At 67.3% G+C, this 20,464-nt stretch carries 23 protein-coding genes; 16 read left to right on the forward strand and 7 right to left on the reverse strand.

Translation table 11 applies throughout. From position 1 onward, the window contains the following. Positions 1-182: 182 nt before the first annotated feature. Positions 183-818, reverse strand: a complete 636-nt coding sequence (locus tag DBV14_RS13115; protein WP_124459616.1) for a cytochrome b/b6 domain-containing protein — start codon at positions 816-818, stop codon at positions 183-185. A gap of 97 nt (positions 819-915) precedes the next feature. Here DBV14_RS13115 and DBV14_RS13120 point away from each other — a divergent pair, with 97 nt between their 5' ends. Together DBV14_RS13120 and DBV14_RS13125 are read left to right on the forward strand one after the other, a co-directional pair. After that, positions 916-1,650 carry a response regulator transcription factor gene (locus tag DBV14_RS13120; RefSeq protein WP_124459617.1) on the forward strand — a complete coding sequence of 245 codons (735 nt, stop codon included), beginning with the start codon at positions 916-918 and terminating at the stop codon, positions 1,648-1,650. 76 nt (positions 1,651-1,726) lie between these two features. Beyond that, positions 1,727-3,223, forward strand: coding sequence for a HAMP domain-containing sensor histidine kinase (locus DBV14_RS13125; RefSeq protein WP_124459618.1), 1,497 nt, complete (start codon positions 1,727-1,729; stop codon positions 3,221-3,223). A 9-nt stretch (positions 3,224-3,232) separates the two neighbouring features. Here the strand turns inward: DBV14_RS13125 and DBV14_RS13130 are convergent, their stop codons facing one another. Continuing rightward, entirely contained in the window at positions 3,233-3,718 is a 486-nt protein-coding gene (locus DBV14_RS13130) for a YcxB family protein (RefSeq protein WP_124459619.1), read from the reverse strand. Between the two features lie 83 nt (positions 3,719-3,801). On the opposite strand from DBV14_RS13130, the gene DBV14_RS13135 reads away from it, so the two are divergent. Beyond that, positions 3,802-4,749 carry a crotonase/enoyl-CoA hydratase family protein gene (locus tag DBV14_RS13135; protein WP_124459620.1) on the forward strand — a complete coding sequence of 316 codons (948 nt, stop codon included), beginning with the start codon at positions 3,802-3,804 and terminating at the stop codon, positions 4,747-4,749. Here the strand turns inward: DBV14_RS13135 and DBV14_RS13140 are convergent. Together DBV14_RS13140 and DBV14_RS13145 are read right to left on the reverse strand one after the other, a co-directional pair. After that, positions 4,736-5,245 carry a GNAT family N-acetyltransferase gene (locus DBV14_RS13140; protein ID WP_124459621.1) on the reverse strand — a complete coding sequence of 170 codons (510 nt, stop codon included), beginning with the start codon at positions 5,243-5,245 and terminating at the stop codon, positions 4,736-4,738. The two genes, DBV14_RS13135 and DBV14_RS13140, sit on opposite strands and share 14 nt — an antisense overlap. 14 nt (positions 5,246-5,259) lie before the next feature. Then, positions 5,260-6,183 carry a transglutaminase family protein gene (locus tag DBV14_RS13145; protein ID WP_124459622.1) on the reverse strand — a complete coding sequence of 308 codons (924 nt, stop codon included), beginning with the start codon at positions 6,181-6,183 and terminating at the stop codon, positions 5,260-5,262. Positions 6,184-6,294: 111 nt separating this feature from the next. Between DBV14_RS13145 and DBV14_RS33860 the strand changes: the two genes are divergently transcribed. Continuing rightward, a complete protein-coding gene (locus tag DBV14_RS33860; protein WP_260397012.1) occupies positions 6,295-6,423 on the forward strand; it encodes a hypothetical protein in 129 nt (42 codons plus the stop codon). Between the two features lie 7 nt (positions 6,424-6,430). Then, positions 6,431-7,237 (forward strand): sulfite exporter TauE/SafE family protein, encoded by an 807-nt coding sequence (locus tag DBV14_RS13150; protein ID WP_185546006.1) that lies wholly within the window; start codon positions 6,431-6,433, stop codon positions 7,235-7,237. A 34-nt stretch (positions 7,238-7,271) separates the two neighbouring features. Here the strand turns inward: DBV14_RS13150 and mnmC are convergent, their stop codons facing one another. Together mnmC and DBV14_RS13160 are read right to left on the reverse strand one after the other, a co-directional pair. Further along, positions 7,272-9,125 (reverse strand): FAD-dependent 5-carboxymethylaminomethyl-2-thiouridine(34) oxidoreductase MnmC, encoded by a 1,854-nt coding sequence (mnmC, locus tag DBV14_RS13155; RefSeq protein ID WP_124459624.1) that lies wholly within the window; start codon positions 9,123-9,125, stop codon positions 7,272-7,274. A 15-nt stretch (positions 9,126-9,140) separates the two neighbouring features. After that, complete coding sequence (locus DBV14_RS13160) at positions 9,141-9,416, reverse strand: oxidative damage protection protein (RefSeq protein ID WP_124459625.1); 276 nt, start codon at positions 9,414-9,416, stop codon at positions 9,141-9,143. Between the two features lie 137 nt (positions 9,417-9,553). Here DBV14_RS13160 and DBV14_RS13165 point away from each other — a divergent pair, with 137 nt between their 5' ends. The 11 genes from DBV14_RS13165 to DBV14_RS13215 all read left to right on the forward strand — a co-directional run bounded on the left by DBV14_RS13165 (position 9,554) and on the right by DBV14_RS13215 (position 19,557). Continuing rightward, positions 9,554-10,594, forward strand: coding sequence for a sulfate ABC transporter substrate-binding protein (locus DBV14_RS13165; protein WP_124459626.1), 1,041 nt, complete (start codon positions 9,554-9,556; stop codon positions 10,592-10,594). A 97-nt stretch (positions 10,595-10,691) separates the two neighbouring features. Next, complete coding sequence (ssuE, locus tag DBV14_RS13170) at positions 10,692-11,276, forward strand: NADPH-dependent FMN reductase (RefSeq protein ID WP_124459627.1); 585 nt, start codon at positions 10,692-10,694, stop codon at positions 11,274-11,276. A gap of 122 nt (positions 11,277-11,398) precedes the next feature. Continuing rightward, a complete protein-coding gene (locus tag DBV14_RS13175) occupies positions 11,399-12,424 on the forward strand; it encodes a sulfonate ABC transporter substrate-binding protein (protein ID WP_124459628.1) in 1,026 nt (341 codons plus the stop codon). 55 nt (positions 12,425-12,479) lie between these two features. After that, positions 12,480-13,445, forward strand: a complete 966-nt coding sequence (locus tag DBV14_RS13180; RefSeq protein ID WP_124459629.1) for a sulfonate ABC transporter substrate-binding protein — start codon at positions 12,480-12,482, stop codon at positions 13,443-13,445. Then, positions 13,445-14,614, forward strand: coding sequence for an FMNH2-dependent alkanesulfonate monooxygenase (gene ssuD / locus DBV14_RS13185; RefSeq protein ID WP_124459630.1), 1,170 nt, complete (start codon positions 13,445-13,447; stop codon positions 14,612-14,614). Before DBV14_RS13180 ends, ssuD begins: the two co-directional genes overlap by 1 nt. Positions 14,615-14,670: 56 nt before the next feature. After that, the gene (gene ssuC / locus DBV14_RS13190) at positions 14,671-15,468 is read left to right on the forward strand and encodes an aliphatic sulfonate ABC transporter permease SsuC (RefSeq protein ID WP_260397014.1); all 798 of its coding nucleotides are present in this window, start codon (positions 14,671-14,673) and stop codon (positions 15,466-15,468) included. Positions 15,469-15,479: 11 nt separating this feature from the next. After that, complete coding sequence (locus DBV14_RS13195; RefSeq protein ID WP_124459632.1) at positions 15,480-16,460, forward strand: aliphatic sulfonate ABC transporter substrate-binding protein; 981 nt, start codon at positions 15,480-15,482, stop codon at positions 16,458-16,460. Positions 16,461-16,463: 3 nt separating this feature from the next. Continuing rightward, positions 16,464-17,294, forward strand: a complete 831-nt coding sequence (locus DBV14_RS13200) for an ATP-binding cassette domain-containing protein (RefSeq protein WP_124459633.1) — start codon at positions 16,464-16,466, stop codon at positions 17,292-17,294. A 54-nt stretch (positions 17,295-17,348) separates the two neighbouring features. After that, positions 17,349-18,635, forward strand: coding sequence for an O-acetylhomoserine aminocarboxypropyltransferase/cysteine synthase family protein (locus DBV14_RS13205; RefSeq protein WP_124459634.1), 1,287 nt, complete (start codon positions 17,349-17,351; stop codon positions 18,633-18,635). A gap of 27 nt (positions 18,636-18,662) precedes the next feature. Beyond that, positions 18,663-19,265: a malonic semialdehyde reductase gene (locus tag DBV14_RS13210; RefSeq protein ID WP_124459635.1), complete on the forward strand. Its 603-nt coding sequence runs from the start codon at positions 18,663-18,665 to the stop codon at positions 19,263-19,265. Positions 19,266-19,341: 76 nt separating this feature from the next. Beyond that, positions 19,342-19,557 carry a molybdopterin-binding protein gene (locus DBV14_RS13215; protein ID WP_124459636.1) on the forward strand — a complete coding sequence of 72 codons (216 nt, stop codon included), beginning with the start codon at positions 19,342-19,344 and terminating at the stop codon, positions 19,555-19,557. Positions 19,558-19,617: 60 nt separating this feature from the next. Here DBV14_RS13215 and DBV14_RS13220 read toward each other — a convergent pair whose 3' ends face one another. Continuing rightward, positions 19,618-20,355, reverse strand: a complete 738-nt coding sequence (locus tag DBV14_RS13220) for a DUF4261 domain-containing protein (protein ID WP_221621888.1) — start codon at positions 20,353-20,355, stop codon at positions 19,618-19,620. Positions 20,356-20,464: the final 109 nt, after the last annotated feature.

Below are 20,464 nucleotides of genomic sequence, written 5' to 3' on the forward strand. Positions count from 1 at the left end.
TGGTGTACCGCTGATCAACGACCACTCTGATGACGCTCACGCGGATGGTGTGCTCTGCGCAGCGAAATAAAGGAGGAGCGAAGCGGGGGACATTCGCGGAGCAGAGCACACCGTCGGCGTGAGCGGCGCCCTGAACAACCGCGCCAAACGCGACACGAAGAACAGAAAGACAGCAAGTCATGTCAGTCCTTCGCCGCCCGACCGCGAATCATGGTGAGAAGAGTCCGGGGCACCAGCGCCACCATCACCAGGTGCACAGCCACAAAAGCAACCAGCGTCGCCATCCCGAAGAAGTGAATGCGCCGAGCAAATTCGTAGCCGCCCAGCAGATCGCGCAACACCGCGAACTGCACCGACTTCCACAGCACCAGCCCCGACAGCACGATCACCACGATGTCCAGCATCACGAACAGGTAGGCCAGCTTCTGCACGTTGTTGTAGCGACGCGGGTCCGCGTGCGACAGCTTGCCCTTCAGCGCGGCCATCGCGTCGTGCCAGATCCCCGCCGGCGTCACCGGGAAGAACTTGGCGGCGAGCCGTCCGCTGGCGATGTTGATGGCCAGGTACACGAAGCCGTTGAACACCAGCAGCCACATCGCCGCGAAGTGCCACTGCAGCGCACCGCCCAGCCATCCGCCCAGCGTGATCGAGTTCGGAATGCGGAACGGGAAGAACGGCGCCGCGTTGTAGATGCGCCAGCCGCTTGTTACCAGCACCAGCACCGCCAGGGCGTTGAGCCAGTGCGTCACCCGCATCCACAGCGGGTGGACGGGGCGGGCATCGGGGGCGGTGCTTCCGGTGAGGGCGGTGCTGTTCATGGAGCGGATTGTTGGGCGCACCCCATGGCCGATTCATCACGCAAAGTTCAATTAATCGTGATAACTCCCAACCCCGTATCGCAGGACAATCGGGGCCATGGACACCCTCAAGCGCGTGCTGATCGTCGAAGACGACGCCCACATTGCCGAACTTCTGCGCATGCACCTGCGCGACGAGGGCTACGAGGTCCAGCACGCCGCCGACGGCCATGCCGGCCTGCGCGAGCTGGAGCGCGGCAACTGGGACGCGCTGGTGCTCGACCTCATGCTGCCCGGCATCGACGGCCTCGAGATCTGCCGCCGGGCCCGCGCCATGGCCCGCTACACGCCGATCATCATCATCAGCGCGCGGTCGAGCGAGGTACACCGCATCCTCGGGCTGGAGCTGGGCGCCGACGACTACCTGGCCAAGCCGTTCTCGGTGCTGGAACTGGTGGCGCGCGTGAAGGCGCTGCTGCGGCGCACCGACGCGCTGGCGCGCAATGCGCGCATGGAGTCGGGCAGCCTCACGCTGGGCAACCTGGACATCGAGCCGCTGGCGCGCGAGGTGCGGGTCGACGGCAAGCTCATCGAGCTCACGCCGCGCGAGTTCGACCTGCTGTATTTCTTCGCGCGCAACCCCGGCAAAGTGTTCTCGCGGCTCGACCTGCTCAACCAGGTGTGGGGCTACCAGCACGACGGCTACGAGCACACGGTCAACACGCACATCAATCGGCTGCGCACCAAGGTCGAGGCCGACCCGGCCGAGCCGCGCCGCATCCTGACGGTGTGGGGACGCGGCTACAAGCTGTCGCCGACGGGTGCGGGTGCCAGCGAGGAGGGCGCAGCGTGAGCGCCGCGCCGGGCCGCCCCAAGCAAGCTCGCTCCCGCTTGGCGGGAAGGCGCGAAGCGCCAAGGGGGCTTCAGTGATGGCTTGGGCCACGCTGTCGCGGCGCCTTTCGATGGTGTTCGCGGTGCTGCTGCTGGCGTGCTGCGGCGCTTCGGCGTGGCTGCAGATGCGCTCGAACGGGCGGCACGAGCAAGAGGTGATCCAGCGGTTGTCGGGCGGCCTCGCGGCCCACATTGCCGAGAACGCCGAACTCATGAAGCCCGGTGGGCTCGATCAGGACAAGGTGAAAGACCTGTTCGACAAGCTGATGGCCGTGAACCCCAGCGTCGAGGTCTACCTGCTGGGGCCGGACGGCCGCATCGAGGCGCAGGCCGCGCCGCCCGGCCACCTGAAGCGCGACAGGGTCGCGGTGGAGCCCATCCGCCAATTGATTTCGGGCGCGCCGCTGCCCATCGTGGGCGACGATCCGCGCAGCCCCGATGCCACCAAGGTGTTCAGCGCCGCGCCGCTGCGCATGGGCGGGCGCGAGGTGGGCTACGTCTATGTGGTGCTGCAAGGCGAAGACCACGACGCGCTGGCGGCCAACGTCGCGGCCGACAACGTGCTGCGCACCACGCTCTGGTCGATGGGGCTGGTGGCACTGCTGGGCCTGCTCGCGGGGCTGGCGGCGTTCAGGCTCATCACCCGGCCGCTGCGCGAGCTGACCTCGGCGGTCAAGCGCTTCGAGACCGAGGGCATCGCTTCACTGGAGAGCGAAGTACCCACGCTGGAGCGGCTGTCGCAGGGCAGCGACGAGATCGCGCAGCTGGGCCAGGCCTTCACGCAGATGACGCGCCGCATCGCCGAGCAATGGCGCGAGCTGACCCTGCAGGACCAGCAGCGCCGCGAGCTGTTCGCGAACATTTCGCACGACCTGCGCACGCCGCTCACGTCGCTGCACGGCTACCTCGAAACGCTGCTGCTCAAGGCCGGCACGCTGAGCGAGGAAGAGCGGCGCCGCCACCTGGAAATCGCGCTGGGCCAGAGCCGCAAGGTCGGCCGGCTTGCGCAAGAGGTGTTCGAACTGGCGCGGCTCGAATACGGCGTGGTCAAGCCCGAGAAAGAAAGCTTTGCCCTGGCCGACCTGGTGCAGGACGTGTTCCAGAAGTTCGAGCTGGCGGCCGAGGCACGGCAGCAGCGGCTCAAGCCCGACATCGCACCCGGCCTGCCGGTGGTGTCGGCCGACCTCGGCATGATCGAGCGCGTGCTGACCAACCTGCTGGACAACGCGATTCGCCACACGCCGTCGGGCGGGCAGATCGAGGTGCAACTGCGGCCCGGTCCGGCCAACGCCGGCGTGACCGTGCAGGTGAGCGACACGGGCCCGGGCATTCCGGGCGAGCTGCAGAAGGGGCTGTTCGTGCGGCCCGTGTTCATGAGCGGCGCGCGCAGCGACGGTTCGGGCAGCGGCGGGCTGGGGCTGGTGATCGTGCAGCGCATCCTGCAGCTGCATGGCAGCGACATCCGGCTGGTGCAGCAGGCGGGCAAGGGCGCGGTGTTCCGCTTCCAGCTAGGCGGTGCCGTGACGGCCGGTTGATGCCGCGCTTCAGGCTTCGGGGCCGACGTGCCGGTTCAGCCGCTCGATGAGTCCAGGCAGATCGAAACCCTGTTCGACCACAGACTTGGGCAGGATGTGAAAGAGCTGGGGCATCGGGTAGACCAGCACGAAGCGCTCGTTCTGCCGCCACTTGAGCACGTTCTCCCAGACGATCGTGCCGTCCGCATGCGGTGACACGATGCGCACGCCGGTGTCGAGCAGCTCGGCACCGAACTCTTCCTGCATGCCCTTGTACTTGCGGTAGTGCCGGCGCCCCAGCATCGGCATCAGGCAGAACCTGAGCCAGATCATGGCGGCGCAAGCGCACAGACCGACCAGCGCAACGGGCCACATGAGCCTGCCGCCGAGTGCCACGCCCGGCACGGCCAGCACCGCCATGACGATCAACAGCGCCCGGCGCATGCGGCCCAGCCTGTTGGTCAACCTGATCGCGGCTGCGTAGTCGTCTTCGGAAATCCTGAATTTCGCGGTCATGTGTTGCAGTGGTGAGGGGTTTGCCTGAGGGCGACGGTCGATGCTACAAGAGCGATGCGACCCAACCACAGGAGACAAGAGACATGCCCGTTTTCGACACCGTCCTGATCGACAAGGACCCGCGGCACCCGCGCATTGCACGCTTGGTGCTCAACCGGCCCGAGAAGCTCAATGCCATCGGCGAGACCACGCCTTCGGAGATCCGCCGCGCGGTCGAATGGGCGGAGGCCGACGACGAGGTGCACGTGATCGTGGTCGAGGGCGCGGGACGCGCGTTCTGCGCCGGCTACGACCTTGGCGACTACGCCGAGGGCCAGGGCCGCGAAGGCAAGGGCGACCACCCGTGCCGGCAAGAGAAGACGCCCTGGGACCCGATGCTCGACTACGCCGCCATGAAGCGCAACACCGAAGACTTCATGGCCCTGTGGCGCTGCAACAAGCCGACCATCGCCAAGGTGCATGGCTACGCGGTGGCCGGCGGCAGCGACATCGCGCTGTGCTGCGACCTGCTGACCATGGCCGACGACGCGCGCATCGGCTACATGCCCACGCGCGTGTGGGGCTGCCCGACCACCGCGATGTGGACCTACCGCCTGGGCGCGATGCGCGCCAAGCAGCTCATGTTCACCGGCGACACCATCCCCGGCACGCAGGCGGCCGAATGGGGGCTGGCCAATTTTTCGGTGCCGGCCGGGCAGCTCGACGACGCCACGCTGAAGCTGGCGCAACGCATCGCGGGCGTGCCACGCTCGCACCTGATGATGCACAAGCTGGTCGTCAACCAGGTCTGGCATTCGATGGGGCTGGAGCAGAGCCAGATGTTCGCCACCGTGTTCGACGGCATCACGCGCCACAACCCGGAAGGCATGTGGTTCCGGCGGCAGGCGGAGGCGGAAGGCTTCAAGAGCGCCGTCGCGTGGCGCGACAGCGGCCGGAACATTCCCGAGGGCGACGAGGCGAGGGCGTTGGTGGCGGAACTCGAAGCGAAGCTGGCCGCAGCGCGGGCGGCCGTGCCGGTCAATCGGTCGTGACGAGCCGCAGCTGGGGCCGCTGGCGTTCGGGCTGCCCTTCGATGGGCGCCGCAATGGCGCCGATGCGCTGCGCGCCGAAGGCCTGGTAGAAGGCTTCGGCGTACGGGTCGGCATCGATGTGCAGGCTGCTCGCCCCCTGCGCGGCAGCGAGTTGCCGGGCGGCCATCAGCAGCGCCCGGCCGATGCCGCGGCCCATGTGGCCGGGAACGACCCAGAGGTGGTCGAGCAGCCATTCGGCGTTGGTGTCGGCCTGCCGTTGCGGCGGCACGATGACGACGAAGCCCGCGACCTCGCCGGAGACCTCGCCAGAAACCTCGGCCACGCGTGCATACCGTTCGTCGAGCTGTGCGGGCTCGACCTTCAGGTCATTGCGCCAGCGCGCGAGCTGTGCGGCGGGATACGGCCAATGGGCCTTGGAAGCCAGCGCGATGTCGCTCAACAGCGCGGCCTCTTCGGCGCGGGCGGCGCGCAAGTGCAATTGCAATTGCCACGGCATTTTCCGCGGTGTCGTCACTGCCCCGGGAGGCTGCCGCCCCGGCGGGTGACGACCACCGTGGCTTCGAGGCCCTCGTAGGCCTCGGCGTCGCCGTACCAGCTGCCCGAGATCGGCGCGGCCTGTGCCGGGTCGCGCGTGACGCCCACGCGAATCAACTGGCCGCTGCCCATCAGGTTGTTGGTGGGGTCGAAGGCCAGCCAGCCGATGCCCGGCAGGTAGGCCTGCAGCCACGCGTGCGTGGTGCCCGCGCCGGTCATCGACTCGCCGGCTGCCTGGTTGGCGCGGTCGAGCGCGGCGTCGTACAGGTAGCCGGAGACGAAGCGCGTGGCAATGCCCAGGCGGCGCGCGGCTTCCATCATCAGCAGTGCGTAGTCGCGGCAACTGCCGCTGCCCAGCGCCAGCGTGGCGAGCGGCGTTTGCGTGCCTTCTTCGTCGCGCGCCTTGTATTCGAGGCTCTGGCCGATGTGCGCGTTCATGCGCGCGAGCACCTCGCGCGTGCTGTTGGGCTGGTCGGTGTGCAGGAACTGGTGGGCCCAGCGGATCAGCGTGCCCTGGTTGTCGTCGTCGTGGTGCGGGCGCAGGTAATGCTCGAGGTCGAGGCGCTCCTGAACCGAGTAGGCGAAGGGCAAAAATTCAGCGGCCGGGTCGAGCGCCAGCTGGTCTTGCTGCGCGGGCACGTGCTCGATGGTGAACGAGCACACGATGCGCAGCTCGGTCGCCTCGCCCATCGGCTGCACCAGTGCGACGGAATTGGAGTGCGGGTCTTGAATGAGCCGCGTGAAGGCCTGCGGGCTCACCTGCAGGTCGGTGGCCAGCACGCGCAGGTCGTGGCTGTCGCGCGGGCGGAACATGACGCGGTGCAAGCCGAAGGTAACCGGCTTCTTGTAGCGGTAGACGGTGGTGTGCGTGATGTCGTACTGGATGGCCATGCGGTGCATTCTCACGCGTTCGCAAGACAAGTGGTGGCTTGCCGCGGGCCAATGCCGCAGAATCGGCGCCCGCCCGGGCTTTCGGGCCTTTTTCTCTTCGCCCAAGAGACGACGGTCGCCATGTACTCCGCCACCTTCATCTTCGCCAGGAAGCAGTTCGACGATGTGGTCATCGCCGACGTGGCGCGCGCCTGCGGCGACAGCCGGATCGACTCCATGCTGGCGCCCTCGGGCCAGGCGGAGGCGTGAGCCGCAAATGACCGAATCGCTCGGCCTCGTCCAGGTGCTGGATGGGCTGGCGATCGGTGTTTTTTCGGGCGCGGTGGCCGGCCTGCTGGGCGTGAGCCCTGGCGGCGTGCTGGTGCCCGCGCTGGCGCTCATGCCGGGGCTGGGCCAGCACGATGCACAGGCCATTTCGCTCGCGGCGCAGCTGATGCCGACCAGCCTGGCGGGGTTCCTGCGCTACCGGGTGTCGGGGCACGGGGCGGCATGGCGCACGGTGGTGTGGATCTCGCTGGGTTTTCTGGGCGGGGCCTACCTGGGGGCGCGCGGTGCGCATGGCATGGCCGACGCGACCTTGCGGTGGATGTTCGTCGGCTACCTGCTGGTGCTGGCGGCGCTCGTGGTGCTGAAGTCGCCGGCTTCGCGCGCCGCCGGTGAGGGGACCGTGCCTGCGGATGAGCCACGCGGTTCGGCTGTTGCGCTGGTCGTGGTGGGCATCGTGGCCGGTGCTTCGTCAGGCCTGCTCGGCATCGGCGGCGGGCTGGCCATCACGGCGCTGCTGACGGTGGCGCTGCATTACTCACAGCACCGGGCGCAGGCGGTGAGCCTGGCGATCAATGCCTTGCCGCTGGCGCTGCCGGCGGTGTTCGTCTATGCCAGCCTGGCGAACGGGCTGCCGTGGGTGCTGCTGGCGTGCGTGGTGGTCGGGCTGTGGGCCGGCACTGCGATGGGCGCGCGGTTTGCCACGCGGCTCGAGGAGCGCGCGCTGCGAAAGTACTTCCTGGTGCTGGTGGTGTGCATGGCGCTGTTGATGGCGTACCGGGCCGCCGGCTCGGCCTGAGAACGCCGCTGCGAGCGAGGGGCGAGGCGCGCGCTCAGAGCCGCTGCGTGCCGAGCGCCTTGGCGAGCGTTGCCGGCAAAGGCAGCGGCTCGCCATGCCATTGCGCCGCCAGCAGTTCGGCGCACAAGACCGCGAAGCTCAGGCCGCGCGAGCCCAGGGCGGTGCAGGCCCAGAGGCCTGCGGCCTCGTCGCCTAACGGGCCGACGGGGCCGACCAGCGGCCGGCGGTCGCCGGAGGCGCAGCGCACGCCGACCCATGCGTTGGCTTCGCCGCCCTCGAACGCCGGGGCCAGCGAAGCGGCTGCGGCCGGGTGCAGGCGAGCGAGCCGGTCGCGGTTGGCCGCTGCGTCGGCGGCGTTCGGCGACAGGTCCGTGCTGTCGCGGTCGAAGGTGGCGCCGGCCAGCCAGAGCGGGGCGTTTTCTCCATCGGGGACGTGGGCGATCAGGTGGCCGTCGCCGTTGATCGGGGTGGTCGGCAGCGCGGTGTCGGCAGTCGAGCGCCCCCAGGCGACCTGGCCGCGCACGGGCTGCAATGGGAGCACGGGGGCGAAGCGGCCGGATTCGAAGCCTGCGGCGATGACAACGCGGTCCGCCTCGATCAGCACCTGGCCCGACGCGTCGAACAACTGCCAGCCTCCCTCGGCACGGTGCGCAAGGCGCGCAACCGAGGTCTTGCCGCGAAACTCGATGCCGGCCTCGCCCAGCCAGGCGCGGATCAATCGGTGAGGCTTCACCCACGCAGCCCGCGCGTGCCAGAGCGCCGGCGCATCGGCTGGCAGATCGACCGCTGCCAGTCGCACCGCGCTCGCAGGCCATGATTCATTGGGGCCACTGTCGCTCCAGCCGGCAGGCACGCGCGCATCGCCATCGGGGCGGCGTTCCAGCACGCCGCTGGCGCGCCAGTCGTCGCCTTCTTCCAGCAGCCGCTGCAGCTCTTGCCAAGTCGCACGAATGCCCGCACGCGTCAGCCGCGACAGCAGCGCATCGTCGGGCGACACATGGGGCGCCAGCATGCCGACCGGCAAGCCTGAAGCGCCGGAAGCAGGGTGGTCGGCTGCATCCAGCACGGTCACTCGCCACCCGCGCCGCGCCAGGCTGGCCGCGACGGCGGCGCCCGCGAGCCCGGCGCCGATCACCGCGCAGTGCCCCGGCACCTCGACATGCTCGGGCACCGGCCCGCGCCGCCGCACCGTCCAGGCCGGCGCGAACACGCCCCCCAGGCAGTCACGCTTGGGCGGCAAGCCTGGGCGCGCTTCAAGCTGGAAGCCGTGCTGCGACAGCGCATCGCGCACCGCGCGTGCACAGGTCCAGGTGGCCAGCGTCGTGCCCTGGCGGGCAAAGCGCGACACTGCCTTCAGCGTGTCGGGCGACCACATGCCGGGGTTCCGCTGCGGGCTGAAGCCGTCCAGGAAGATGCTGTCGGCCTCGAAGCGCTGCGCGCGCAGCATCGCCTGCACGTCGCCGATGCACAGCGTGAGCAGCACACGCCCGCCGTCGAAGGCCAGCCGATGAAAGCCCGGCAGCAGCCCCTGCCACTGCGCGGCCAGTTCCTCGGCCAGCGGCCGCAGCTCGGCATAGGCGCCGGCGGCGCGCAGAAGGTCTTCGGGCGCGACCGGGTAGGCCTCGACCGAGACGTAGTGCAGCATCCGTGGCCGGCCGGCGTCCGCACGCCAGGCCTGCCAGGTTGTCAGGAAATTGAGGCCCAGGCCGAAGCCGGTTTCGAGAATCCGCCATTGCTGGCGCCCGGACCAGGCCGCAGGCAGGCCGCAGCCGTCCAGGAACACATGGCGAGCTTGCGCCAGTGCCCCGGTTTCGGTGTGATAGATGTCGTCGAAGCGTTCGCTGCGGGGAACCCCGTCAGCGCGCCAGGCCACTGGCTCGGCGGTCACGACGGGGGTGGGCGCTCAGGCAGTGGGAGGGGGCACGTAGCCCTGTGCCACATCGGCGCCTTCGCCGAAGAAGTGCTTTTCCATCTGGCGGGCCAGGTACTGGCGGGCGCGCAGGTCGGCCAGATTCAGCCGGTTTTCATTGACCAGCATCGTTTGTTGCTTGAGCCAGGCGGCCCAGGCTTCCTTGCTGACGTTTTCCCACAGGCGCTTGCCCAGATCGCCGGGGTAGGGCGGGAAGTCGAGCCCTTCGGCCTCTTTGCCGAGTTTGATGCACTGAACCATGCGTGCCATTTCGATTGCCTCAGGTGGGGAAAGCGGTTGCTTAGTTGATTTTGCTATTTAGAACTGAAAACTTGGTCGTTCCAGTTTCTATATGTCGTATTGAGAATACGCAGCTTCATTGATATGCCTTTTTAGAGCAAGACACCATGAGCCTTCGCCGCGACTTTATCAAGCTTTCCCTGGGCGCCGGCGTGGCCGGTGCCATGGCCCTGTCGGCATTGCCGGCGTTTGCCCAGGGCGGCGCAGCCCCGGTGACGCTGCTGAACGTGTCGTATGACCCGACACGCGAGCTGTACGTGGACTACAACCAGGCCTTCGCCAAGTACTGGAAGGCCAAGACCGGCCAGGACGTGTCGGTCAAGCAGTCGCACGGCGGCTCGGGCAAGCAGGCCCGCTCGATCATCGACGGCATCGACGCCGACGTGGCCACGCTGGCGCTGGGCGGCGACGTCGATGCGCTCGTCACCCACGGCGGCCTGGTCAAGGCCGACTGGCAGAAGCGCCTGCCGCACAACTCGGCTCCCTACACCTCGACCATCGTGTTCCTGGTGAAGAAGGGCAACCCCAAGGGCCTGAAGGACTGGGACGACCTGGTCAAGCCCGGCGTGCAGGTGATCACCCCCAACCCCAAGACCTCGGGCGGCGCCCGCTGGAACTACCTTGCGGCATGGGAATTCGCCAAGCGCAAGTACGGCGGCGATGCCAAGGCCAAGGAATACATCGGCAACCTGTTCAAGAACGTGCCCGTGCTCGACACTGGCGCGCGCGGCTCGACCATCACCTTCGTGCAACGTGGCGTGGGCGACGTGCTGCTGGCCTGGGAAAACGAAGCCTTCCTGGCGCTGAAGGAATTCGGCCCCGAGAAGTTCGAGATCGTGGTGCCTTCCATCTCCATCCTGGCCGAGCCCAGCGTGGCGGTGGTCGACAAGGTCGTCGACAAGAAGGGCACGCGCGCCGTGGCCGAGGAATACCTGAAGTACCTGTACTCCGACGAAGGCCAGGACATTGCTGGCCGCAACTTCTACCGCCCGACGTCGGACAAGGCGAAGGCCAAGTACGACAAGCAGTTTCCCAAGCTGACGCTGGTGACCATCGACCAGGCCTTCGGCGGCTGGGCGAAGGCCGACAAGGAGCACTTTGCAGACGGTGCCTCCTTCGACCAGATCTACACAGCCAAGCAGAAGTAAGCCAACAGCCATCGAACCCGATGGCACATGGCGCCCATTCCGATGGGCGCCATGGACCGGTTCGCCCTGAATTCCTGAAGAAAACCGAAAGCCTCTTGTGTCCGTTCTCCTGATTGCTGGCAGCCCCTCGGCCCCGTCCCGTTCCACCGCCTTGCTCGAGGCCGTGGGCGAGCGGCTGGCCAAACGCCATGCGCGGATCGAGCGGCTCTCCATTCGCGATCTGCCGGCGCAGGCGCTGCTGCTGGCCGAGTGGAACCACCCGGCCATCGAACGTGCCATTGCCCAGGTGGCGGCGGCCCGCGTGATCGTGGTGGCCACGCCGGTCTACAAGGCGGCCTACAGCGGCGTGCTGAAGGTCTTTCTCGACCTGCTGGCGCAGAACGCGCTCAAGGGCAAGACGGTGCTGCCACTGGCCACCGGCGGCAGCCCGCACCACATGCTCGCGCTCGACTACGCATTGCGGCCCGTGCTGCAGTCGCTGTCGGCGCGCCACATCCTGCCGGGCGTCTACGCCAGCGATTCGCAGATTGCGCTGACGCCCGAGAACGCCTACCAGGTGCACAACGACCTGGCCGAGCGACTCAACGAGGCCGTCGAGGTGCTCGCCACCGAAGGCTTGAAGCTGCCCGCGACCCACGGCTTCGAGCCGGTGCCCTTCTCCCGCGTGCGATGTAGCGTCTGAAAGCCGGGCTCGCCATCGAGCCCGGGTTCATCCAGACCCATCCCAGTCCCCGTTTCTTGAAACCGCGTGCGCGCGGCAAGGGGACAGCTTTGCCCAAAGTTTTTGCACCAAGGAATTCCCGCATGAACCCCGTCGCCACCGAAGACTCCGTGCTCGAAGTGCCACCGCGTTCCATCTGGCGCGCGCTGAGCGACCTGGCCATCAGCGCCGTCGTCGTCACGGCCATTGCGCTGATCGTGAGCTTCATCTCCGCCGCATCGGCCCATGCCCAGGGCAAGGGCGAGCTGCGCATCGGCTATCAGAAATCGGCCAGCCTCTTCGTGCTGCAGAAGGCGCAGGGCACGCTCGAAAAGAAGCTTGCGCCACTCGGCTTCGGCGTGAAGTGGGTCGAGTTCCCGGCCGGGCCGCAGTTGCTCGAAGGCTTGAACGTCGGCGCGGTCGATGTGGGCTATGTCGGCGAGGCGCCACCCATCTTCGCGCAGGCCGCGGGCGCCAAGTTCGTCTACTTCGGCTACGACCCGGCCGCGCCGCGCGCCGAAGCCATCCTCGTCACCAAGGATTCGCCGATCAGGTCGGTCGCTGATCTCAAGGGCAAGAAGGTCGCGCTCAACAAGGGCAGCAACGTGCACTACCTGCTCGTGAAGCAGTTGGAAAAGAACGGCCTGAAGCTCTCCGACATCCAGCCCGTGTACCTGGCACCGGCCGACGGCCGCGCCGCCTTCGAAAGCAAGAACGTCGATGCCTGGGTGATCTGGGATCCGTTCCAGGCCGCCGCAGAAAAAGCCACCGGTGCGCGCGTGCTCGCCGACGGCACCACTGACGTGGTCAACAACTACCAGTTCTACCTGGGCGAACGCGGCTTCGTGAAGAACAACCCGAAGGTCATCGACGCGCTCTTCGCCGACTCGGTGGAGCAGGGCATCTGGCTCAAGAAGAACCTGCGGCAGGCGGCCGAGCTGATTGCGCCGCTGCAGGGCCTGCCTGTCGACGTGGTCGAGCTGGCGCTGCGCCGCTACGAGTTCAACGTGAAGCCGATCACGCCCGCCGTCGCGGCCGGCCAGCAACAGATTGCAGACACCTTCTTCGCGCTGAAGCTGATTCCAAAGCCCATCAGGGTCAGCGACGCCGTGGTTGCGGCGCAGCCCTGAGCGGCCCTGAGCAGCCCTTCATCTTCTTCACGCATTCATCGGAACGACCCACACCATGACCCGCATCTCCATTCCCCGACGACGCCTGATCCAGGGCGCGGCCGCCGCCATTGCACTACCTTCGTCTTTCGCCGCACTGGCGCAGGCGCCCGCGCCCGCGCGCCAGTTCCGCATCGGCAACCAGAAGGGCACGCTCAACATCCTCAAGGGCCGCGGCACGCTCGAGAAGCGGCTCGCGCCGCTCGGCGTCACGGTCAAGTGGACCGAGTTCACCGCCGGCCCCGTGCAGCTCGAGGCGCTGAACGTCGGCTCGATCGACTTCGGCGACGTCGGCGAAGCACCGCCCATCTTCGCGCAGGCGGCGGGCGCGCCGCTGGCCTACGTGGCGGCCACGCAGCATCGCCCGCAGACCGAGGCCGTGCTGGTGCCGAAGGCCTCGGCTATCAAGAGCGTGGCCGACCTGAAGGGCAAGAAGATCGCCTTCAACAAGGGCTCGAACGTTCATTACTTCATCGTCAAGCTGTTCGAAAAACACGGCCTGTCGTATGCCGACCTGAACCCGGTGTACCTGCCGCCGGCCGACGCGCGCGCCGCTTTCGAAAAAGGTTCGGTCGACGCCTGGGTGATCTGGGACCCGTTCCTGGCCGCGGCCGAGAAGTCGCTCGACGCACGCATCCTCGTGGACGCCACGGGCGTGGTGGGCAATCGCGCCTACTACTTCTCGTCGCTCGACTACGTGGCGAAGAATGCCGACGTGCTCGCCATAGCCGTGGAAGAAATCAACAAGGTCGACACCTGGGGCGCCGCGAACAAGGAGCAGCTTGCCTCCGAGCTGGCCGCGCTGTGGGGCCTGCCCAAGCCCGTGGCCGACGTTACCGTGGCCCGCACGGCCTATGGCATCACGCCGATCAACAAGGCCATCCTGGCCGAACAGCAGAAGATTGCCGACACCTTCTTCGAGCTGAAGCTGATCCCTAAAAAGATCAACGTGCTCGAAGCCGCCGGCGCGGGAGTCGCGTGATGCAGATCTTCTGGTTTCTTCCCACGCACGGCGACAGCCGCTACCTGGGCACCAGCGAAGGTGCGCGGCCCATCGACCTGGCCTACCTGCAGCAGATTGCGGGCGCCGCCGACAACCTGGGCTACGAGGGCGTGCTGATCCCCACCGGCCGTTCATGCGAAGACCCGTGGGTCATTGCATCGAGCCTGATCGGTTCGACGAAGAAGCTCAAGTTCCTGGTGGCGGTGCGGCCGGGCCTGCACCAGCCGAGCCTTGCCGCGCGCATGGCCGCGACCTTCGACCGGCTCTCGGGCGGGCGACTGCTCGTGAACCTCGTCACCGGTGGCGACCAGGCCGAGCTGGAAGGCGACGGCGTGTACCTGGACCATGCGTCCCGCTACGAGCAGTCCGCCGAGTTCATCCGCATCTGGCGCGAGATTCTTGCGCGCAGCCACGATGGCGAAAGCCTCGACTTCGAGGGCAAGCACCTCAGCGTGAAGGGTGCCAAGCTGCTGTACCCGCCGGTGCAGAAGCCGTACCCGCCCGTGTGGTTCGGCGGCTCCTCGGCCGCGGCGCACGACCTTGCCGCGGAGCAGGTCGATGCGTACCTCACCTGGGGCGAGCCGCCCGCCGAAGTGGCGAAGAAGCTTGCCGACGTGCGTGCGCGCGCCGAGAAGCAGGGCCGCAAGGTCGAGTTCGGCATTCGCCTGCACGTGATCGTGCGCGAGACCGAAGACGCCGCCTGGAAAGCCGCGGAAGAACTGATCAGCCGCGTGGACGACGACACCGTCATCCGTGCGCAGGCCGCCTTTGCGCGCATGGACTCCGAAGGCCAGCGCCGCATGGCCGCGTTGCACGCCGGCGGCGCGAAGCGTTCGCGCGCCGAACTGGAAATTTCGCCCAACCTGTGGGCCGGCGTGGGCCTGGTGCGCGGCGGGGCCGGCACCGCGCTGGTGGGCGATGCAAAGACGGTGGCCGCGCGCATCGAGGAATACGCCGCGCTCGGCCTCGACAAATTCATTCTCTCGGGCTACCCGCATCTCGAAGAGGCCTACCGCTTCGCCGAGCTGGTGTTTCCGCTGCTGTCGCGCAAGGCCCAGGCACGGCTGGCCGGCGGTTCGCTCAGCGGTCCGTTCGGCGAAGTCGTCGCCAACCTCGATGCGCCTTCGCGGCTCGTCTCGCAAAGCTAAGGATTTCCATGACGGAACAAGTGCAGGAACTGCCGGCGGCCGCGCCGTCCACCGGTATGGGCAACAGCCTCAAGGGCTTTGGCATCAACGTCGCGAAGCGGCTCATTCCGTGGCTCGTGCCGGTCGGGCTGATCGTGTTCTGGCAGATCGCGTCGTCGCTTGGCTGGCTGTCGACCCGCGTGCTGCCAGCACCGGTCGATGTGGTCAAGGCCGCGTGGACGCTCACCGTGTCGGGCGAGCTGTGGACGCACGTGAAGGTGAGCGCGGGCCGCGCACTCGCGGGCCTGGCCATCGGCGGCGGGGCAGGGCTGGCGCTGGGCCTCTTGACCGGCTCGGTGAAGTTCTTCGAAACGCTGCTCGACTCGACCATCCAGATGGTGCGCAACATCCCGGCGCTGGCGCTGATTCCGCTGGTGATTCTGTGGTTCGGCATCGACGAGTCGGCCAAGCTGTTTTTGATCTCGGTGTCGGTGTTCTTTCCGATCTACCTGAACACTTTCCATGGCATTCGCAACGTCGATCTGCAACTGATCGAGATGGGGCGCACCTACGGCCTGTCGCGTTGGCAGCTGTACCGCGAGGTGATCCTGCCGGGCGCGCTGTCGTCGATCCTGGTGGGCCTGCGTTTCTCGCTGGGGCTGATGTGGGTGATCCTGATCGTGGCCGAAACCATCTCGGCGCAGGCCGGCATCGGCTACCTCACGATGAACGCCCGCGAGTTCCTGCAGACCGACATCGTGCTGGTGGGCATCCTGCTTTACGCGCTGCTGGGCAAGCTGGCCGACCTGTTCGCGCGCGGCCTGGAGCAATGGTGGTTGCGCTGGCATCCCGGCTACCAGAAGAAGCCGGGCTGAGGGGGCGCCGCATGACAACGACATTCAAATTCTCCCGCCGCACGGCCATCGCCTCGCTGGGCGCGCTGGCTGCAATCGGTCCGGGCGCGGTGCTGGCGCAAGGCGCGGCCACGCGGCCCATTTCGGTGCGGCTCGGCTACCAGAAGTCTTCGACGCTGATTGCCGTGCTCAAGGTTCAGGGCACGCTCGAAAAGCAACTGGCGCCGCTCAACGCCACGCTGAGCTGGCACGAGTTCACCAGCGGGCTGCCGCTGCTCGAAGCGCTGAACCTCGACAACCTGGACATCAGCGCCGACGTGGCCGACACCGTGCCCGTGTTTGCGCAGGCTGCCGGTGCCGACCTGACCTTCCTGGCGCAAGAGGCGCCTTCGCCCGCCGCGCAAGCCATCGTGGTGCGCGAAGACTCGCCCATCAAGACCGTGGCCGACCTCAAGGGCAAGAAGATCGGCTTTGCCAAGGCGGCCGGCGTGCACTACCTGCTGATTGCCGCGCTCGACAAGGCCGGCCTGTCGTTCAGGGACATCGAGCCCGCGTACCTCACGCCCGCCGATGGCCGTGCCGCTTTCGAGAAGGGCGCCATCGACGCCTGGGTGGTGTGGGACCCGTTTCTTTCCGCGGCGCAGCGCCAGTCGAAGGTGCGCGTGCTGGCCGATGGCGCGGGCATTGCGTCGTACCAGCGCTACTACCTGGCCCGCAGCAAGTTCGCGAAGGCGCGGCCCGACGTGCTGCGCGTGGTGTATGCCGAGCTCGAGAAAACCGGCAAGTGGGTCAAGCAGAACCCGAAGGAAGCCGCCGCCTTGCTGTCGCCCGTGTGGGGCCTGGACGCCGCGACCATCGAGCAGGCCAACAACCGCCGCAGCTACGCGGTGCGGCCGGTGGTGGCCGAAGGCCTGGGCGAGCAGCAACGCATTGCCGATGCCTTTTTCTCGGAAAAGCTGCTGCCCAGAAAAATCAATGCGCTCGACGTGGCGCTGTTCAAACCCGGAGCCTGATTCATGAGTGCCGTTCTGAAAGACATTTCCTCGCCGGCCATCGCGGGCGGCGTGCGCCTCGAGGCGCGCGGCCTGCACAAGCGCTACGGCGCGCGCGAAGTGCTGCGCAACACCAAGCTCACCATCGAGCCGGGCCAGTTCATCGCCATCGTCGGGCGCAGCGGTTGCGGCAAGAGCACCTTGCTGCGGCTCATCGCGGGGCTCGAGGAAGCCTCGTCGGGTGGCCTGTACACCGATGGCAAGGCCGTGCATGGCCTGCACGACGACACCCGCATCATGTTCCAGGAGGCGCGCCTGCTGCCCTGGCGCCGTGTGCTCGACAACGTGACGCTGGGCCTGCCCAACGATGCCAAGGCGCGCGGCAAGGAAGTGCTGGCGCAGGTCGGCCTGGCCGACCGCGAGAACGAATGGCCGGCGCGCCTGTCGGGCGGGCAGCGCCAGCGCGTGGCGCTGGCACGGGCCCTGGTGCATCACCCGCGCCTGCTGTTGCTGGACGAACCGCTGGGCGCGCTCGACGCGCTGACGCGCATCGAGATGCACCGGCTGATCGAGAACCTGTGGCAGCGCCATCGCTTCACCGCGCTGCTGGTGACGCACGACGTGCAGGAAGCCGTGGCACTGGCCGACCGCGTGATCCTGATCGAAGACGGCCGCATTGCGCTCGACGAGAACATCGCGCTGGCCCGCCCGCGCTCGCAGGGCGACCCGGCGTTCGCGGCCATCGAGAAACGGATTCTCGACCGCGTACTGCAGAAGCCGGACGAGCCCGAACCCGAAAGCGCCAATGCCAGCTGGCTCGGCACGCCCGCGCACGCGCTGCGCTGGGCCATCTGATTTCTTTTTTCTTCATCTTCTTCTTTTCATTCCTCCAACCCTGAAAGGCAGCCCATGTCGCAGAACTGGAAATTCGAAACCCTGTCGGTGCACGCCGGCTATTCGCCCGAACCGACCACGCGCGCAGTGGCGCCGCCGATCTACCAGACGGTGGCCTATGCCTTCGACAGCGCGCAGCACGGCGCCGACCTGTTCGACCTGAAGGTGCCGGGCAACATCTACACCCGCATCAACAACCCGACGCAGGACGTGCTCGAACAGCGCGTGGCCGCGCTCGAAGGCGGCATTGCGGCGCTGGCACTGGCCTCGGGCCAGGCGGCCGTGACCTACGCCATCCAGACCATCGCCGAGGCCGGCGACAACATCATCAGCAGCACCGCGCTGTACGGCGGCACCTACAACCTGTTCGCGCACACGCTGCCGCAGTTCGGCATTACCACGCGCTTCGCGGACCACCGCGACCCGAACAGTTTCGAAAAGCTTTTCGACGAAAAGACCAAGGCGGTGTTCGTCGAATCGCTCGGCAACCCGGCGGGCAACGTGACCGACATCGCCGCCATCGCCGAGATTGCGCACCGCCACGGCGTGCCGCTGATCGTCGACAACACCGTGCCTTCGCCGTACCTGAGCCGGCCCATCGAGCACGGCGCCGACATCGTGGTGCATTCGCTCACCAAGTACCTGGGCGGCCACGGCACCAGCATCGGTGGCGCCATCGTCGATTCGGGCAAGTTCCCGTGGGCCGAACACAAGCAGCGCTTCAAGCGCCTGAACGAGCCCGACGTGAGCTACCACGGCGTGGTCTACACCGAAGCGTTGGGCCCGGCCGCGTACATCGGCCGTGCGCGCGTGGTGCCGCTGCGCAACACGGGCGCCGCCATCTCGCCGTTCAACGCTTTCCTCATCCTGCAGGGCATCGAGACGCTGGCGCTGCGCATGGACCGCATCAGCAGCAATGCGCTCGCGGTGGCGCAGCATCTGAAGACGCACAAGGCCGTGAACTGGGTCAACTATGCCGCGCTCGAAGACCACCCCGACCACGCACTGGCGAAGAAGTACTTCGGTGGCCGCTCCAGCGGCGTGCTGACCTTCGGCATCGGCAGCGGCCGCGAGGGTGGCGCGAAGTTCCTGGACGCGCTCAAGCTCTTCACGCGCCTGGTGAACATCGGCGACGTGCGCTCGCTGGCCACGCACCCGGCCTCGACCACGCACCGCCAGCTGTCGCCCGAAGAACTGGCCAAGGCGGGCGTGACCGAAGACACGGTGCGCCTGTCGGTCGGCATCGAGCACATCGACGACTTGATCGCCGACCTCGACGTGGCGCTTGCTGCGGCGTCCTGATTGATCTCCTTCCTTGAACGCAGAACCATGACAACAACAACGCTCAACGCCATTCCCGAGTCGGCGCTCGACCAGCTGTTCCGCAAGGCGCGCACCGTGCACGCCTTCAAGCCGGTGCCCGTGACCGACGAGGTGATCCGCAAGCTCTACGACCTGGTGAAGTGGGGCCCGACCGCCTACAACGCCCAGCCGGCGCGCTATGTGTTCGTGCGCAGCGAAGAGGCCAAGGCCCGGCTCAAGCCGGCGGTGTCGGCCGGCAATACCGCGCAGACATTGCAGGCCGGCGTCACGGTGATCGTGGCGCACGACTCGCGCTTCTACGAGCACCTGCCCACGCAGTTTCCGTCCTACGACGCCAAGCCCTTCTTCGAGAAGAGCGCCGAAGCCGCGCAGGCCACGGCCTTTCGCAACAGCAGCCTGCAGGGCGCCTACCTGATCCTGGCGGCGCGCTCGCTCGGGCTCGACGCGGGGCCGCAGTCGGGCTTCAACGCCGACCTGGTCGACAAGGCCTTCTTTCCCGATGGCCGCTATCGCGCCAACTTTCTCGTCAACCTCGGTGTGGCCGACCACGCCGGTACTTTCGAACGCGGGCCCCGGCTGGCGTTCGACGAAGTGGCGCAGATCGTCTGACGCGCCACGCTTCCGCTTCCATCCAGACAGACAGCCATTCCTTCATTCACTCATTCCATCCGAAAGAGAAACCATCATGTCTATCCAAGCCATCAACGTGCGCAACCAGTTCAAGGGCAAGGTCCGCGAGATCATCCGCGGCGACGTCGTCTCCGAAGTCGATGTCGAAACCGCCTGGGGCATCGTGACCTCGGTCATCACCACGCGCTCGGTCGACGAGTTGCAGCTGAAGATCGGCTCCGACGTGGTTGCCCTCGTGAAGTCGACGGAGGTTTCGATCGCGAAGCTCTGACGGACCCTCGGGCGATTGCGACGACCCGGTGCCGGTTTTCTGGCGCCGGGTTTTTTTGTCTCAGCCCGCCAGGGGCACCAGCCGCCAGAGACCGTAAGGGTTGTGGAAGAGCGAATCTTCCTCGTAGGTCTGGCTGCTTTCTTCTTCGATGCGGTAGACCCGCGCGTCCGCAGCCACCGAGAAGGTCTGGCCATGCCGGATGGTGGGCTGCTCGGTGAACAGGTAGTGCGTGAAAGCGCGCAGCAGTTCGGTGGCGGCCGTCGGGTCGTCGAGGCTGCCGGTCACCGCGTCTTTCAAGCCGAGGTTGTGCATGCCGCAGGAGCACACGTCTTCGCCCGTGAGATAGATCACCAGCGCCCGATGCGCAAAGAAAAGATAGAGGTGTGCGCAGTGGTCGAGCCACGCGGAGGGCGTATGCGACAGCCCCGTGCTCTCGACCTTCACGCCAAGCCCGCCTGCGCGCACCAGCGCGGCGCCGGCTTGCATGAGCGATTCGGCGTTCTGCTGGCTCCCGCCGGGCCCGACAAGGTAGACCACCGACCGATGCGTGGCAATGGCCGTCATCTCGGCCGAGTCGCGCCAATGGGGCGCGGTGGCCCAGAAGGCCCTGGACATGCGTTCATCGGGGCCCTCGAAGATCAGTTCGCAGCTGAAGCGCGTCTCGGTGTGCATGAGGATGCGGCCTGCGAAGAGGTAGCCGTCGCCGTGCTGGATGAGTCGGCGGATGAGTTCGGTGGTGTTCTCCCAAGGGCCGGGAATGCACAGGACCATCTCAGGATCTTGGGGGCGCTCGCTCACGGGTGTTCTCTCGTCGTTGCGGTGGATGGCGGCGATTTTGCTGGAGATCGGTGACGGGCTGTCTTGTGTCGGCTCTTTGTTGCCTCCTTTCAGGGCGACGCTCACGCCG

It is taken from the genome of Variovorax sp. KBW07, assembly GCF_003852515.1.
Taxonomy (GTDB): Bacteria; Pseudomonadota; Gammaproteobacteria; order Burkholderiales; family Burkholderiaceae_C; genus Variovorax.